General features: G+C 45.1%; 14 protein-coding genes and 1 pseudogene. 7 read left to right on the top strand and 8 right to left on the bottom strand.

Annotated features, from left to right (window positions below; all coding sequences use genetic code 11):
* Positions 1 to 60: 60 nt before the first annotated feature.
* Positions 61 to 1,098, bottom strand: coding sequence for a DUF1214 domain-containing protein (locus ACXAGQ_RS25860; RefSeq protein WP_475257819.1), 1,038 nt, complete (start codon positions 1,096 to 1,098; stop codon positions 61 to 63).
* Positions 1,099 to 1,264: 166 nt separating this feature from the next.
* On the opposite strand from ACXAGQ_RS25860, the gene ACXAGQ_RS25865 reads away from it, so the two are divergent.
* Both ACXAGQ_RS25865 and ACXAGQ_RS25870 read left to right on the top strand, forming a co-directional pair.
* The gene (locus tag ACXAGQ_RS25865) at positions 1,265 to 2,269 is read left to right on the top strand and encodes a LysR family transcriptional regulator (protein ID WP_475257821.1); all 1,005 of its coding nucleotides are present in this window, start codon (positions 1,265 to 1,267) and stop codon (positions 2,267 to 2,269) included.
* Positions 2,266 to 3,192 carry a LysR family transcriptional regulator gene (locus ACXAGQ_RS25870; protein WP_475257822.1) on the top strand — a complete coding sequence of 309 codons (927 nt, stop codon included), beginning with the start codon at positions 2,266 to 2,268 and terminating at the stop codon, positions 3,190 to 3,192. Before ACXAGQ_RS25865 ends, ACXAGQ_RS25870 begins: the two co-directional genes overlap by 4 nt.
* Positions 3,193 to 3,226: 34 nt before the next feature.
* On the opposite strand, the gene ACXAGQ_RS25875 is transcribed toward ACXAGQ_RS25870, so the two are convergent.
* Positions 3,227 to 3,979 (bottom strand): hypothetical protein, encoded by a 753-nt coding sequence (locus ACXAGQ_RS25875; protein ID WP_475258077.1) that lies wholly within the window; start codon positions 3,977 to 3,979, stop codon positions 3,227 to 3,229.
* Positions 3,980 to 4,328: 349 nt separating this feature from the next.
* Positions 4,329 to 8,243: an ATP-dependent RNA helicase HrpA gene (gene hrpA, locus ACXAGQ_RS25880; protein ID WP_475257823.1), complete on the bottom strand. Its 3,915-nt coding sequence runs from the start codon at positions 8,241 to 8,243 to the stop codon at positions 4,329 to 4,331.
* Between the two features lie 182 nt (positions 8,244 to 8,425).
* On the opposite strand from hrpA, the gene ACXAGQ_RS25885 reads away from it, so the two are divergent.
* The 3 genes from ACXAGQ_RS25885 (at position 8,426) to ACXAGQ_RS25895 (ending at position 10,154) form a co-directional block, all read left to right on the top strand.
* Positions 8,426 to 8,959, top strand: a complete 534-nt coding sequence (locus tag ACXAGQ_RS25885) for an LA_2272 family surface repeat-containing protein (RefSeq protein WP_317521430.1) — start codon at positions 8,426 to 8,428, stop codon at positions 8,957 to 8,959.
* Positions 8,960 to 9,157: 198 nt separating this feature from the next.
* On the top strand, positions 9,158 to 9,616 hold the full coding sequence (locus ACXAGQ_RS25890) for a tellurite resistance TerB family protein (protein WP_475257824.1): 459 nt from the start codon (positions 9,158 to 9,160) through the stop codon (positions 9,614 to 9,616).
* Positions 9,617 to 9,812: 196 nt separating this feature from the next.
* Positions 9,813 to 10,154 (top strand): hypothetical protein, encoded by a 342-nt coding sequence (locus ACXAGQ_RS25895; protein ID WP_475257825.1) that lies wholly within the window; start codon positions 9,813 to 9,815, stop codon positions 10,152 to 10,154.
* A gap of 100 nt (positions 10,155 to 10,254) precedes the next feature.
* On the opposite strand, the gene ACXAGQ_RS25900 is transcribed toward ACXAGQ_RS25895, so the two are convergent.
* Positions 10,255 to 10,500 (bottom strand): hypothetical protein, encoded by a 246-nt coding sequence (locus tag ACXAGQ_RS25900; RefSeq protein WP_475257826.1) that lies wholly within the window; start codon positions 10,498 to 10,500, stop codon positions 10,255 to 10,257.
* A gap of 102 nt (positions 10,501 to 10,602) precedes the next feature.
* Positions 10,603 to 11,037 (bottom strand): MarR family winged helix-turn-helix transcriptional regulator, encoded by a 435-nt coding sequence (locus tag ACXAGQ_RS25905; protein WP_475257827.1) that lies wholly within the window; start codon positions 11,035 to 11,037, stop codon positions 10,603 to 10,605.
* A 101-nt stretch (positions 11,038 to 11,138) separates the two neighbouring features.
* Here ACXAGQ_RS25905 and ACXAGQ_RS25910 point away from each other — a divergent pair, with 101 nt between their 5' ends.
* Positions 11,139 to 11,630 (top strand): DUF2798 domain-containing protein, encoded by a 492-nt coding sequence (locus ACXAGQ_RS25910; RefSeq protein WP_475257829.1) that lies wholly within the window; start codon positions 11,139 to 11,141, stop codon positions 11,628 to 11,630.
* A 45-nt stretch (positions 11,631 to 11,675) separates the two neighbouring features.
* Entirely contained in the window at positions 11,676 to 11,963 is a 288-nt protein-coding gene (locus ACXAGQ_RS25915; RefSeq protein ID WP_475257830.1) for a DUF3861 domain-containing protein, read from the top strand.
* A 96-nt stretch (positions 11,964 to 12,059) separates the two neighbouring features.
* On the opposite strand, the pseudogene ACXAGQ_RS25920 reads toward ACXAGQ_RS25915, so the two are convergent.
* The 3 genes and pseudogenes from ACXAGQ_RS25920 to ACXAGQ_RS25930 form a co-directional block, all read right to left on the bottom strand.
* A pseudogene (locus tag ACXAGQ_RS25920) lies at positions 12,060 to 12,793 on the bottom strand (DUF3313 domain-containing protein).
* Between the two features lie 67 nt (positions 12,794 to 12,860).
* Positions 12,861 to 13,163, bottom strand: coding sequence for a hypothetical protein (locus ACXAGQ_RS25925; protein WP_475257832.1), 303 nt, complete (start codon positions 13,161 to 13,163; stop codon positions 12,861 to 12,863).
* Positions 13,164 to 13,305: 142 nt separating this feature from the next.
* Positions 13,306 to 15,684, bottom strand: coding sequence for a helicase-related protein (locus tag ACXAGQ_RS25930; RefSeq protein WP_475257833.1), 2,379 nt, complete (start codon positions 15,682 to 15,684; stop codon positions 13,306 to 13,308).
* Positions 15,685 to 15,727 lie beyond the last annotated feature (43 nt).

Raw genomic sequence — 15,727 nt, forward strand, 5'->3', positions numbered from 1 at the left:
TCTGTTTTGCTTTAATTCGCAATTAAGAGGCACAATCCTTGTGCGAATTTTCCCTGAATTTTATTGAGTTGAGATTGCTGGCATTTTATATTCGCCATCAATAATATTTTGAGCAGGTTCATAAACACGCATTAGTAAGTTCCAACCATCGGTAGTATCTAAGCGGTTAGCCACATCATCACAAACGGCCTTATCTCCATAATGCATCGTGAAAGTACCATCTGTATTCATATCTGCCGTGGCACTATTAATATTGTTGTGGTCTGAGAACATGTAACCCGCATCGTTATATACCGTGATGGACCAAAACGCGTCATTTTCTGGTACTTCATAGGTCGCGGTATAACATACACCTGTATCGAGCTGTGGTGCCTGAGCGATATACACTGTTTCTGAACTTGGGAATAAACCCCAAGATGTTGCGACTGCCATGTTATGCCCTTTATAGCGATCGACCTTGCCTCGTTCACCCTGCCAGTCGTTAGGATACTGAGTGATGGTATCCCGCATGTCTTTTTCATATGTCGAGCGCATCTCTAGCATGCCCTGCCAATCCCAATTAACCATTGGCTTTGGTTCCATACTGCCAGACTCAACCTTCACACCAGCAAGCACATCACGTGCAATTGCGATATCAGCTTCATCTGTCGCATCAAACAACTGGATACGAGGAATAGCCACTACCCAACGTGAGTACTCTTGTTTGTCGAATGTATGAGTGGTTCCCGCCCCCTTTAGGATATGCAAAGTCTTATGCTCATTATCCAACACATAGACAGACACATATCTATCATCTGAATGCTCTGGGATGGTTATGCTATATCCTTCACTGGTATCAACCGGAATACCTGCATAAAGTGTATCGCGGTTCATGCGAGGAACGGGCTGATTGTCTGTTGGTGTTGGCTCCTCATAAACCAAGCCATGGTTCATCCCACCCTCATCGAAGAAACGGTAAATTCGGGCATCCATCTCAACCTCGGCAAAGTTCTCAACTGTGACAGGTTTTGGAGCTGTTTCTGCTGTTACATTCGCAGCATTGAGTGATAGCGCAAGCGCTAATCCCAAAGTGATTCGTGATTTAGTTAAGTTCAACATTTTGTGCCTCTTATCGTTTGTTAAGTACCGCAGTAGGCGGCTCGTTCATTTCGATGGGGGTAATTTAATCGACGAGTGGCATTTCTCAAATGGAATCAAGATACTTTCAAAAAGTCCTGAAATTCATATATTCTAATATCAAGTACCTAACTTACCAGGTGGCAAAATGAATGATGAAGACATGTTCAGGATTGACTTCAACTGTTTGAAAGTATTAAAAATTATTGGGGAGGAAAACAGCACACATAAAGCAGCAGAACGGTTGAAGGTAGGTCAATCGGCGGTAAGCAAAACATTGAAGCGCTTAAGAGAACAATTTAACGATCCATTATTTACACGAAAGCTTCATGGATTAGAGCCAACGCCGAAGTGTGAGCTTATCCTTACTCGTCTTCCTCATGTGCTGAGTGAGATCGAAGAACTCTTCCGAGATAGCCATACCTTTGAGCCAGAGCACTTCGACGGTGTTATTAAGGTTCATATCAATGCCTCACTCTGTCACCCTTTAACCAGTATTCTGATTGAAAAGTTTCATCAGCTTGCCCCTAAGGCGACACTGCAATTCGAAGATTGGTCATACAATACAGAACAGCAGATAAAAATCGGCCAAATAGACCTAGGCATTAATTTCTACCCAATCAATATCTCGAAAGAACTGTTTCAACAGCCAATATGCTATCCAAAATTTAAGTTGTGCTGTGCTAAAGACAATCCAATTGCCAAAAAAAATAAAGTAACCATTAGTGATATCGCTAACTCACCATTAGTATTAGCGATCATGCCTGACTACAGTGTCAAAGAAAGTTATATCGAGACTTACTTAAAACGCAGGGGATATATTCCAAATATCCTACTTCGCACTGACAAATTAGAAGTTTGTAGCAAAGTACTCAAGATAACCAACAGTATTTGTCCTGTTAGCGAAGTGGTGAGCCCGATAATGGAAGAGGAAGGTTTAGTCTTACTGGATGTCGATCACCTAGATGATGTCAAACATTACCCAATTGCATACTTTATTAATAATAGAGTAAAAAATTCAGCTTATTCCGAGTGGTTGATCCAGGTGATAACGGATGTTATCAATGACCTTACATTGATGTATAAAAACCCACAACACCAATATACCTACCCAAGGCTCACCCCTGAACACTATAAGAGCGGTCAATCATGAAAGACGAAGAGTTGTTTAAGATCGATTTTAATAGTCTAAAGCTACTTAAAGTCCTTGGTGAAGAGAAGAGCAGTAAACGAGCAGCACAACGCCTATATATCACCCAGTCGGCTGTCAGCAAGGCGTTGAGTCGATTAAGGGAGCAATTCGATGACGACTTGTTCATCCGCCAAAAACACAGTTTAGAACCAACAGAAAAATGTAATCGGCTGCTAAATCGCCTTCCAGCTGTGATGAGCAGCTTAGAAGACCTATACAGCGATAGAAGTAACTTTAACCCTGAGAGTTATAACGGCGAAATAAAGATCCAAATCAACTCGGTACTGAGTTACGGCATAATGACAAACCTATTTAAAAAGATTCATTCATTAGCCCCGAATGCAACTCTGATAATGGAAAACTGGTCCCCCAATACTGAGCAAAACATCAAGCAAGGGACTGTCGATATCGGTATCAATTTCTATCCGTTAGAACTCTCCAAAGATATTGCTCAAATTGCAATTTGCAATCCTGAATTCAAGCTGTGCTTTCATAAAGATAGCCCACTAGCAAAAAATCAATTCGTCACGCCTCATGACGTTGCCAACTACCCACTTGTCTTGGCCATTCAACCAAGTTTCAATCAAAAAGAGAGTCTTTTAATTAAGTATTTCAAAAAGCGTGGTTTAAACCCTCAGATTTTATTACGTTCAGATAAAGTTGATATTTGCTTGGAAACAGTCCGCAAAATACCGAGCTTTATGGTGGTCAGTGAAGTCGTTCAAAGCGAGTTGTTTGAAGAGTTAGTATTGGTCGATATAAACCATTGGGAAGATGTCCATCACCTTCCCATCGCCTGCTACCTCTCACATAAGTTAAAGGTAACACCTTACTCACAGTGGTTGATCAAGGTGATACAAGAAGCCATTGATGAGCTTTATTAACACAAAAAGCCCTCTTTGACTGAGGGCTTTAATCTTAAAACTGATAGTTAACTTCTATCCTATGATCACCATTGGCATAGTTTGTATTTTCGCTCCAGTTGGCAAAGTAACGAACATTGGTACGAGGATTTATTTGGTAACTCAATGCGGCTTCATGAAGCAATACACTATCATCATTTTCCAGGCCGTAATTCTTGAAGGTGTCTGACCCCGACATTGTCCCCATATACATTGGGTTATAATTCAGCCAAATATTATCTGTAATTTCTAACTTACCGTATAGCCCAACAACATAAAAACTACCATGCAAGTCCCAGCGTTCTTGAGCTGAATCTGCGCCTTTCCCACTGCCATCTAAAGTCTCACCAAACGCGACGCCTACACCAGCTAGGGGGTAAAGATTTACTGGTCCCATTTTAGGAAGAGCTTGAATAAAGCTATATGACGCTGAACCTTGCGTGCCCTGTTCTTGCGTAAATGCCACATTAACATCCAGCTGTGCACCACGCCCGTTAGTCAAATCAACGTTGAAGTTACGGTATCGGATAGAATCTATGCTGTCATCTGCCCCACGCCCATTCCAGCCTAGCGCATCTCCAGCTACCCCTTTTATTTCAACCACATTCATACCCATGGTGGAATCGCTGCCAGTATCATACGTTTGACCAACTTTGAAATTTAGGCCTTTGTCTGTATACCCAATACCCGCTTGAGTGTAGACAGCAAGTGGATCTGACATATCTTGAACATCGGTTTCTGAAGCCAGTAAAGGTGTTGAGAATGACATCGCCGCAATAAGGCCAAGAGATGGAAGTGTTTTACTGCTTTTCATTATTTGTGCCTTTAGTTTAAATTTGTTCTGCTTTAATTCGCAATTAAGAGGCACAATCCCTGTGCGAATTTTCCTTGAATACTGTTGAGTAGTGATGGCAGGTGTATTGCCTCATATCGTTAGTGAAACACCGCGCTATTGCGGCTCGTTCATTTCGATAGAGGTAATTTAAACGACGAATGGATTTTCTTTAATGGAATCAGAACGCTTTAAAAAAGTCCTTTAATTCACATAGCAATTCTCCCTATAAAAAAAGGCAACACACTTGGGTTGCCTTTTCATCAGTTAAACAATTTAGCGTTAATTAACAATCACTAATGGCATTACGCACACGCTTATCAGATACCGGATAAGGGGTACCCAATTGCTGGGCAAAGTAACTGACGCGCAGTTCTTCAATCATCCAGCGGATCTCCTTCACCTTCTCAGGCACAGGCTGACCTTTAGGGATCTTGTTCAATAGCTCTTTGTAGTCCGAAACCACCGAATCGATCTTCATGATGTGCATGCGGTCTTTGTTCGGGTCGATTGGCAGTTTCTCCATACGGCGCTCAATAGCACGCATATAACGAAGAATATCTGGCAATTTCTTCCAACCGCACTCAGTCGCAAAGCCTTTGAAGATCAAGCCTTCAATCTGCGCTTTAATATCAGACAGTGCAAAAGCCATTGTCAAATCGACACGGCCTTTGAGTTTCTTGTTGATATTAAATGCCGTGGTCAGGATCTCTTCAACCTGCTTGGCAATATCCACAACGGTATCGCCGAGTTCACCACGGACATGCTCTTTGAGAGTTTCGAAAGCTTCAGGCTGCCATACAATACCGCCCTTCTCTTCAATCAGCTTGTCAATACCACAGGCGATACAGTCGTCAATCAGATCCATCACCCGACCATAAGGGTTGAAGTACAGACCCAGCTTCGACTTGTTCGGCAAGTTAGCATGAAGGTATTTGATCGGCGAAGGAACGTTGAGCAATACCAAACGACGCTGGCCTTGCTGCATGGCAGTACGCTGCTCTTCTTCGGTTTCAAACAGTTTGATACCGACAGAGTCTTTGTTATCAACAATCGCCGGGTAAGCTTTCACTTCGAAACCGCCACGTTTTTGCTGATAACGTTCTGGTAACTGACCAAAGCTCCAGGTCTTTAGACCTTCCTGCTCGATATCATCGTCCGCTACCTTAGACAGGGTTTCTTGCACCTTCTCTTTTAGGCCATCTTTCAAGCTATAAAGATCTTTGCTTTCACGTAGCTTGCGGTTACGGTGATCAACCACACGGTAAGTGATCTTCAAGTGATCTGGCACCTGATCCAGGTTCCAGTCTTCACGCAATACGGTGACACCCGAAATTCGCTTGAGCTCTTTCTCCAGTGAATCCAACAATGGCATCGCCATCGCTTCAGCACGGGACAAGAAGGCATCAGCGTAGTTTGGTGCAGGAACGAAGTTACGACGAACTGGTTTTGGCAATGACTTGATCAGCGATACCACAAGTTCCTGACGCAAACCTGGGATCTGCCAGTCGAAGCCATCAGGCTCAACTTGGTTCAAGATAGGTAGTGGAACGTGAACTGTTACACCGTCACTGTCTTCGCCCGGTTCGAACTGGTAGCTCAGCTTAAGCTTCAGGTTACCCTGATGCCAGAAGTTCGGGTAATCCAAATCGGTGACATGGCTTGCATCGCCCTTGAACAGCATTTCACGTTCAAAGTTAAGCAGCTCAGCATTATCACGTGAGGCTTTCTTCCACCATGTATCAAAATGACGGCCAGATACTACGGTGTGATCAATACGCTGGTCATAGAAGTTGAACAACTCATCGTCATCAATCAAGATGTCGCGGCGACGTGACTTATGCTCCAGCTCTTCAACTTCACGTAATAGCTTACGGTTCTGTTGATAGAACTTGTGCTTAGTCTCCCAATCCCCTTCCACCAGCGCTGAGCGGATAAATAGCTCACGAGAAATCACAGGATCAATCTTGCCGTAGTTCACTTTACGTTTGGCAACAACAGGGATGCCATAAATCGTCACTTTCTCGAAGGCAGCAACCGCAGCTTGTTTCTTCTCCCAGTGAGGTTCACTGTAGCTACGTTTTAGCAGGTGCTCAGCCAAAGGTTCTACCCACTCAGGTTGGATCTTGGCAGCAATACGGCCCCATAAGCGTGATGTTTCCACCAGCTCGGCAACCATTACCCACTTAGGCTGCTTCTTGAAAATGCCAGAACCTGGGAAGATATTGAATCGCGCATTTCGGGCACCTTGGTATTCGTTTTTCTCCTGATCTTTCAGACCAATATGCGACAGCATACCGGCAAGAATTGCAGTGTGAATACCCTGGTAGCTTGCTTCCTGTTCATTGATACGAAACTCAAGCTCTTTAACAACCTGGCTAACTTGGAAGTAGATATCCTGCCACTCACGGACACGCAAATAGTTGAGGTAATCTTTCTTACACTGGCGACGGAACTGGTTGCCTGACAATGCTTTTTGCTGTTCTTGGATGTAATCCCACAGATTAACAAAGGTCACGAAGTCCGATTCTTTATCGTAGAAACGACGGTGCTTCTCATCGGAAGCTTGTTGTTTATCAGAAGGACGCTCACGCGGATCTTGAATCGACAAGGCACAAGCAATGATCATCACTTCACGTAGAGAACCATTCTTTGGCGCTTCCAACACCATACGAGCCAAACGCGGGTCAATCGGCAGACGAGCTAACTGGCGGCCAATCTGTGACAGACGCTTGCGCGGATCTTTCGCTTTGGTATTAATTGCGCCTAGCTCTTCCAGCAAACGGATACCGTCTTGGATATTACGGTTGTCCGGCGCTTCTACAAACGGGAAGGCTTGGATATCACCAAGGCCAATCGCTGTCATTTGCAGGATAACAGATGCTAAGTTAGTACGCAGGATCTCTGGGTCGGTAAACTCTGGACGTGACAGGAAGTCTTCTTCCGAGTACAGACGAATACAGATACCTTCGGCAACACGGCCACATCGACCTTTACGCTGGTTGGCACTGGCCTGAGAAACACGCTCAATCGGCAGGCGCTGTACTTTGGTACGATAACTATAACGACTGATACGCGCGGTACCCGGGTCGATAACATATCGAATACCCGGCACCGTCAACGAGGTTTCAGCAACGTTGGTTGACAGAACGATACGGCGACCAGCATGAGTTTGGAACACACGGTTCTGCTCACCGGCCGACAAGCGGGCGTACAATGGCAGAATTTCGGTATCCCGCAGATTACGTTTTTCCAACGCATCGGCGGTATCACGAATTTCCCGTTCACCGTTCATGAAGATCAGGATATCGCCCAAGCCTTCATCGCACAACTCGTCTACCGCATCGAAAATCGCTTGCAGCTGATCGCGATCGCTATCATCGCCATCTTCAGAAACAGGACGGTAACGTACTTCCACTGGGTAAGTACGGCCTGACACTTCAATAATCGGCGCATTGAAGAAGTGCTTGGAGAAACGCTCCGGGTCGATAGTTGCCGATGTGATAATGACTTTAAGATCTGGGCGCTTCGGCAGCAATTCACGCAAGTAACCCATGATAAAGTCGATATTAAGGCTACGTTCGTGAGCCTCATCGATAATAATGGTGTCATATTGGCTCAAGAAGCGATCATTCTGGATCTCGGCCAGCAAGATACCATCGGTCATCAACTTGATCTGGCTGCGATCCGACACTTTATCGTTGAATCGGACCTTATAACCGACGTAAGAGCCAAGCTCGCATTGAAGCTCTTCAGCAATACGGCTTGCTACCGAGCGAGCAGCCAAACGGCGTGGCTGGGTATGACCAATCATACCTTTGGTGCCGAGCCCAAGCTCCAAACAAATCTTCGGTAGCTGGGTGGTTTTACCCGAGCCCGTTTCACCGGCAACAATGACAACCTGGTTGTTCTTGATCGCTTCAGCGATTTCGTCTTTTTTCTGGCTGACCGGAAGCTGCTCTGGGTAAGAGATGGTCGGTCGCTGGGTGGCACGCATCTGCACAGTCTGCATAGATTTGGCGATATCTAGCGCGATCTCGTCAAACACGGCATGCCTTGCCTGCTCTTTCTTGATTCTTGCCGCACCTTGCACGCGTTTGTGCAGACGAAACTGATCGCGCATCATGCAATCTTTAATCGCGGCCTTGAGAGTTTTTTCGTTGTTTAAAACGTTAGCCTGAGGAGTATTCGACTGAGTCAATGGAATTCCTGATATTTCAGCTGGGTATTTCACAAAATTGGACGAATTCTACCACAACTCTGTGGTTTTGCGGCATACGAGAATTGCAGCCCAATTTATTAACGATTGGTATGACATAATTTGCAGCACAAATATGTCTTCAGGTATTATTTTGTCGCAACTTCATACATAGAGTAAAAATAATGAAAAAAACACTAGTTAGCCTTGCGCTCGCAGCTGTGATGGCATCACCTGCTTTTGCTAACCAACCTGTACAGCTTTCAGTACCAGGCAACAACCTACCGGATGGCAATGTTCACGGTTTCCGCGCTTCTCTTCTATACGGACAGACTCCATCTGTTACTGGTTTCCAGCTACCGATGCTAGGTTTGGCTGAATCTCAAACTTTTAAAGGCTTGAGCTTCGGTATCCTATTTGGTGCTAACCGCGTTACTGGCGATTCTACTGGTGTTAAGTTTGGTCTAGCTAACTGGAATGACAACACTGCAACAGGTGCTGATTTTGGTTTTGCTAACTACACTGGCAGCCAGTTCACCGGCCTACAGTTTGGTGCGCTTAACTACGCAGGTAGCCTAAACGGCCTTCAGCTTGGTTTCATCAACGCCACTGACCGAATTGAAAAAGGTATTCAGATTGGTCTAATCAACTACGACAAATCTGGTACTTTCATCAGCAAAGATATCCCAGTATTCCCGATCATTAACGCCCGTTTCTAATCGCCAATACTCTTAATATCAGTGGCTTGGATAATAACTCCAAGCTACTTCTCTCTTCTTTTCAACTCTCTCATCTACCTTCACACCCATTATTTATTGAATAACTGCTGACTAAACATCCAATTGCGCCATTTACGAGGAACTCCAGTCCTCTATAAACAGTCATATACTTAATAGAAATGAAACCTGAGGCTCAGCATGTTCACACAATTGCGTACCATTTTCCGCCAAGTCATGAATGAAGGAACAGACGGTGGTGCTGTTGATACCCCTACACTCCACCTCTCCATGGCTTGCCTGCTATGCGAAGTATCCAATGCCGACCACAGTGATGATCCAAGGGAGATAGAAGCCAAGCGTCATCAGCTCGTTCACCTCCTTGATATCAGTGAAGAAAATGCCGCAGCGCTGTTAGAAAAAGCGATATTGCAAAGTAAATCATCCGTTTCCCTGTACGATTTTACCAACAAGCTGCGCTCGCTTATGCCTGAACAGCGTTTTGAACTTATCGTAGCCATGTGGCAAGTCGCTTATGCTGATGGAGTTCTGGATCCGATGGAAGAAGCTGTTATTCGCCAAGTGGCCGAGCTGATTTACCTCGACCATTCAGAGTTTATCAGGGCGAAACTGGCGGTTCAGAATAGTTTGCCGCAATAATAACCCAAATAACCCTGCTGCTTCTGCTGACGTGACAAGAGTGTGGAAGCAGCCATTAAATTATGTGTCCTTCGCAAATGTCTAAATATCTTTACGTGCTCAAGTTCATTACTTTGAAGTTAAGCACTTAATTGCACATGCTTATGCTATAATTTATAGATTGAAGCGACATGACAATTAAGAAGGAGATTTCGAAATGCCATGTACCCATACTCATTCTCACCCTGATCATGCGCATGGCCCTAATTGTGGACATACCGCGATTCAGCATGGCGATCATGTTGACTACCTTGTAGATGGTCACTTACATCACCCTCATGGCGATCACTGCGACGAGCATGTTCTCGAAGTCAATGCCGAACACCCGAGCGAATGCAATTCAGCACATCATTGTGGGGAGCATGTTCATGGACCTGGTTGTGGTCATGAAGCCATTCAACACGGTGACCACATAGACTACATCGTTAACGGTCGCTTACATCATCAACACGGTGACCATTGCGACGACCACGGCCCGATTGAAGTCGTGACAGGCTAGAAATAATTCCCTACATTCTGATTCAACCGATACAAGAAGCCGACATTTCACTAGCAAATGTCGGCATCTCCAGTAACCGTTTATCTTTGAACCCTAGCCCTCACTCACGCCACGTTGCGTCAATGATCTTCATCGCAATAACAATAAACGTAATCCAGAAGGCGAGCGAGTAACCAAACCTCTCCCAGAAGAAGTGGTAAGTTTCAAATTTACTATTGTAAGAAAAGTAGTTAAGCGGAAAGCCGATGAGTTTTTCTGGTGTAAAAAATGCGCAAAATTGAAGCAAAGCAGCAAACAAAGCAACAGTAAACAACCGTTTTTTTCTTTTCGGCGTACCCTTCAACATAATCTTACTCTCAACCTTAGTATTCCAATCAACGGTACCGCAGGCTCATCCTATAAAGAGATGAACAGAATGTATAAGTAGGGTTGTCGTTTTACCTAACCCTTACGCCTCACCACGAGCAAGGTTCTTAGCCATCAATCCCGTGATGCGCTCGAACTCTTCCAGCTCTTTTTGAGAGATCCCTTTCATCATCTTGTCATTCATATTTGTATCGATTGTGGCAAGCTGCGCCAGAATCTCCAACCCTTCACTCGTGACTAACAAGCGCTGGCTTCGCTTATCTTCTGGGTTTGGCACTTTTTCAATCAAGCTCTGTTTGATCAGTTCATTCAAGAGGCGTGTCACCTGTGCTTTATCGCGATCAAGAAATTGAGCAATATCATTCGCGGTACATGATTGTTTTTTATTAATAATTTTTAATACACGCAGGTGCATTGGCGTAATGCTCAGATTCAGTTGCTCGATATGTTCATGCATGTGGCGCTTAAGCATATGGACTAACTGAAACACACTCTCTAGTGACTTTGACTCTGACATCCTAGTTTCCTCAAACAAAAATTAGTTGACTTTGTCAACTAAAACACTATAGTTGACATTATCAACTTAATTGACAGCAAATTCAAGACTGGAGAATCTAGATGACTGCAGAAGCAACAATGACAGCCCCGTTCCCCAATCAAAAGAAAACACCCTTGATCTACAAGATATTGGTCGTACTAGGAATGATGACCCTGATGGGTGGCACATTGACTGGGGTAATGACATACATGAACGTCGGCTACACCGATACATTCTTTGCCGACTGGTTCAGTTCATTCCTGAAAACAGTATTAGTCATGATGCCTTTTGGTTTGGTGATGATGACTTTAGTCACCAAGCTGATAGGTAAATTGATGCCTCAGGCTAGCGAGAAAAAAAGAAACCTCGTTGTGGGCTTAAATATGGCCGTGATTATGGAGTCTATGATGGCCTTCACGACGACCGCAAATAACATCGGTTTTGATGATATAGAGCTGTTTGCCCAAAGCTGGTTGCAAGGCTTTCTGGCCGCATTACCAGTTGGTCTGGCGTTAATCACCTTAATTTCAATGACAATCAAACCTAAGATCGAACGCTTTTTAAAAAGCTAAACCTCAACAGAATTAAATCCTAACTTTAAATAGCTGGAGAATAAAATGAAACAACCACATAACTACCGTATTACTATCGAGCGAACCAATGAAGATAACAAATCAACGATGCAGTTCGAGATGCAGGACCGCGAAGATATGTTCGCCATTGTCGATGCGATCAAACAAGGCAGCGGCCTAAATGAAAACGACTCAACACGCCTTGGTGTCGCACTACGCCTGCTTGGTCCAATGATGATGAAAGACCGCAAACACCCATTGTTTGCTGATTTCTTCCCGCACTTCAAAACATTCATGACCAACTTGAAAGGCAAGTTAAAGAATAAAAGCTAGCAGCTTATATAATTACCACTGATTAAAAAAACCAGAGCTGCCCTTCTTTGTACAAGAAATACAGGCAGCTTCAGGTTTATTAATTTTGTGAATACACTATTTTTTTATTGTCGTGTCCAATAGCGTTACTGCAGAGCGCGCCCAACCATCCAGTACCGGCCTGACATTTTCAAGCTCTACCTGATCACTAGAGCTTTCTACGGGTTTACCAAAACCTTTTTTGACAGCAGCAGCTAACCTTTCACTCGTTGAACTATCAAGCAGCTCTGCCTCTAAGAATATTTCGACAACCTCGTCTCGGGTTCCGGTCGCGGTTTGTACACTCGCCAACGCAAATGCAATTGGGATGTACTCATAGGCTTCCAAGTCTTCAGCTTTAGTTTTTACACCTGTTATTGCAGACCGAAGCCGGACAACATCAGGACCTGGTTGAGTCACTACCTCATAATCGCGACTGACCTCTTGTTCAACTGCTTTATTAATATAAGCTAACATGCTTTTTAGCACCTCAGCACGGAGTTGTGGTCCAGGCTGGGGGTTGGATAAATCACAACGGGGTCAATCATAACCTTGGTATATTGACGAAATGGCAACATTGGGCTGACCCATTTAAGTACGACAGCTTGGCCATCAAGACTCCTCCCTTTTTCCAATTGTGAATAATCACTTAAAAAGCCTGAGAACTCTTCTTCTTCAGTTGTTTCTGAGCTTGAGCACCCCACTAGATAGATACTGCAAACTACGAAGAACAATAAGATTGAATGGAAATATGTAGAGCGAGTGTTTCTTTTGAGCTTATTCATCATCCCTCTCCACCAGGAAATAACCATAAGAATAATGGTTGATTAACACTCAATTTTCCAAGTTTTGAGAGAGATGATGTTATGGAAAGTCGCCCTAACCGAACTTTCTTTCTTGAATCAAGGCATGTAGACCTTGAAAGCAACCTGTATATTTTAATGAGTTCGCTTGTTTGGATATGTCTTTGGCTGACATCGGGGCGGTTTCCACAGCATCATAGACTTGCCCCATCACACCTTCCAGATACTCGTCGCTTACATCAACCAAGCGCACTGGGTAACGTTTACCAACACTGACCTTTGCTTTGAAATAGGAATGGCTTCCTTGCTGCTGCTCAACATTCACATCAAAGCCCAGTAGCTTCATAGCACACACATTTTCATGCCCATTAAACTGCATTCCTTTCTCCCTTGAAGGCGACGCAACCTTTCATACCCGGAGGGTATAGGTTGCTTTATTTCCCTTCATTAATTACATGCCAGTGTGACATTTTTATTGAGATTTGATGGAATAAAATAGACAGTAGCCTAATGAGAAATTGCTAACGCACATCTATAGTTCGGCTCGCCTTGCGATACTGAACCCTCCAGCCTTGCCAACGCGGCAACTCCCAACGTTTCGGGTCAGCTTTACGGTTTCCGCTTTCATGGACAGCCAACACCAACTTTCGCGGTATGTGGTATTCGATCCGCATAGTCAGGTCAGTCAGGGTTACCTTGTAGGGATAAGCTTGGTCAAAATCAGCCCGCTCCCATTCCGGGATCCCAGCAAAAGTGATGTCATCGTTCGTAAATAACTCAAAATCTTCGGCAGATTCCACACCAAGGGCCTTGATTTGTTCGCCTAGCCACTCACGTACATCTACAGGCTCGGCAGCGCGCGAGCACACATCAGCCTGGTAATTGCCCAAGGCCAAATACAAGTTCCACTGGTGGATGTCTGCGGTGATTTTCTCGTTTAGCCCTGGCAATAGGGTTCCATCGAGGATCATGTCGACAAAGGTATCATGCGCTGAAGCGCCTTCCGGTGAAACCCATTCCGACTGTATAACGCGCCCAGCATAAATACGTTGCTTTTCAACCAAACAGCCTTGATCGGATACTTGTGTTTCGCCAAAGGCTTCTTCACCCAACTCAAGTTTGTTCATCAACTCAAAGGTGATCGGTGCCATACAGGTCGCCAACACCAAGTTCTGCTTTACACCTTTGCCGGGTAACGCAAATTGATCGAACACCACTGCGGCTTCTGCGTTTTCTGGGAATCGGCTGTCGCGGCCAGTGCTCACTTCACTGTAGCCATTGCCCAAAGCCTGTCGGCGTTTTTGCCTGCGGACAAAAGTCAGTTCAGGAGCTGCTTTCATCACCGCCAATAGCCATTCATCTCTTTTTACCGACGTAGCCACTTCCAAGGCTGGAAGCCCCAAAGCTTCACGCATTTGCTCTGAAAGCATGCGCGCTTCAGCCAACACCTCTTTATCGAAGGTCAGCCATTCAGGTTCACTGCCGCGCAATAGCTTAATCAGAGCCATGGCGTCACAATGCTTTGGTTCCCATTGTACCAGCTTCTCCCGCGCTTCCTCGCCGGATGGCATTTGCCAAATGCGCTGATAAACGCTTAGCGATGCTGCCAAATCTACCATAGCCTCACGGCTGGCTTTATCTGGCATTGCGGTGATCAGGTGGGCAAACAAGGTATCTATTGGTAACGGATACAAAATTTGGCCATGGTCGGTCGCCTTGCCCTCATCATCTATTGCTTGCATTTGCAGGAGTTTGTCCTTGGCGATCAGCAAGGACTTTTCTGGAATATTGTCGACAAAATCCAGGCTGTCTAATGGATAACCACAGCAGGCAGCCGCCAACATAGGTTCAACCAACTCTTCTCGGTGCATCTCAGGTGGTGTGATCAGTTCAAGTGGTGCCGCCTTGCCAAATAACCTAACACACGTGCCATCGGTGACACGCCCTGCCCGCCCTTTACGCTGCTCAGCACTGGCTTTGGAAATCGCATGCAAGCCTAGTACTGTTCGCCCATTTCTCTGATGGGTCCGGCGCTCTAGACCGGTATCAACAATCAAGGTGACACCTGGGATCGTCAGTGACGTTTCAGCTACATTGGTCGCCAGAATGATCCTTTGTTTATCACTCTCAGTCAGTGCTCGATGGCGTTCGTCATCAGTTACGGATGCATGCAAAGGAATAATATCGAGAGTGCCAAGTTCAACTTGCTCTCTGAAAGCCTGCTTGAGGGTTGAAAGGCACTGTGCAATTTCTTTACGGCCCGGCAAGAAAACCAATATATCTTGGTGATCTTCATATCGTGCCAGTACGGCATCTTTAACTTTGTTCTCAATATGGCGAGCATCTGGCATATTGCGGCTATCTGAAGCGATATGCTCAACGGCCACTTGGAAGTTACGCCCTTTGGCATTAAGGCATTCACCCTTAAGATAAGCGGCTAACCTTTCACTATCCAGCGTTGCCGATGTCACTACGAGTCGATGGCTATCCTTTTGCTTCAGCATGGCCAGCAGCAGGTCTGTATCCCATCGCCGCTCATGGAATTCATCGATAATGATGGTGGCAAAACCGGCTAGCCCATCTTCACTTAACCAACGAAGTGCGACGCCTGGGGTGACAAACACAACCTGAGTCTCATCAGAGAAAGTGTTCTCAAAACGGATAGCATAGCCGACTGAATCACCTACTTTTTCATTCCTATCACTGGCAACGAACTCAGCCAGAGATCGACAGGCAACTCGCCTTGGTTCAACCACCAACACCCGGCCTTTTTCTGCTGACCATACTGGTAAGCGGGTAGATTTACCCGAGCCTGTTTCGGCAGACACGACGAGATGAGAGTGAGCAAGGCGTTCAAGGAAGTCAGCTTTGAGCGAGTCAATAGGTAGAGAGATAGACATAGCAACGGTTTGGCATCAACAACATAACCGCTATTGTGGCAAG

Source organism: Photobacterium sp. ABD4_091, assembly GCF_056160145.1.

Bases quoted from the DNA above. Each gene is read 5' to 3' on its own strand.
- ACXAGQ_RS25860 (WP_475257819.1), bottom strand. From the start codon at position 1,098: ATGTTGAACTTAACTAAATCACGAATCACTTTGGGATTAGCGCTTGCG.
- ACXAGQ_RS25865 (WP_475257821.1), top strand. From the start codon at position 1,265: ATGAATGATGAAGACATGTTCAGGATTGACTTCAACTGTTTGAAAGTA.
- ACXAGQ_RS25870 (WP_475257822.1), top strand. From the start codon at position 2,266: ATGAAAGACGAAGAGTTGTTTAAGATCGATTTTAATAGTCTAAAGCTA.
- ACXAGQ_RS25875 (WP_475258077.1), bottom strand. From the start codon at position 3,979: ATGTCATTCTCAACACCTTTACTGGCTTCAGAAACCGATGTTCAAGAT.
- ACXAGQ_RS25885 (WP_317521430.1), top strand. From the start codon at position 8,426: ATGAAAAAAACACTAGTTAGCCTTGCGCTCGCAGCTGTGATGGCATCA.
- ACXAGQ_RS25890 (WP_475257824.1), top strand. From the start codon at position 9,158: ATGTTCACACAATTGCGTACCATTTTCCGCCAAGTCATGAATGAAGGA.
- ACXAGQ_RS25895 (WP_475257825.1), top strand. From the start codon at position 9,813: ATGCCATGTACCCATACTCATTCTCACCCTGATCATGCGCATGGCCCT.
- ACXAGQ_RS25900 (WP_475257826.1), bottom strand. From the start codon at position 10,500: ATGTTGAAGGGTACGCCGAAAAGAAAAAAACGGTTGTTTACTGTTGCT.
- ACXAGQ_RS25905 (WP_475257827.1), bottom strand. From the start codon at position 11,037: ATGTCAGAGTCAAAGTCACTAGAGAGTGTGTTTCAGTTAGTCCATATG.
- ACXAGQ_RS25910 (WP_475257829.1), top strand. From the start codon at position 11,139: ATGACTGCAGAAGCAACAATGACAGCCCCGTTCCCCAATCAAAAGAAA.
- ACXAGQ_RS25915 (WP_475257830.1), top strand. From the start codon at position 11,676: ATGAAACAACCACATAACTACCGTATTACTATCGAGCGAACCAATGAA.
- ACXAGQ_RS25925 (WP_475257832.1), bottom strand. From the start codon at position 13,163: ATGCAGTTTAATGGGCATGAAAATGTGTGTGCTATGAAGCTACTGGGC.
- ACXAGQ_RS25930 (WP_475257833.1), bottom strand. From the start codon at position 15,684: ATGTCTATCTCTCTACCTATTGACTCGCTCAAAGCTGACTTCCTTGAA.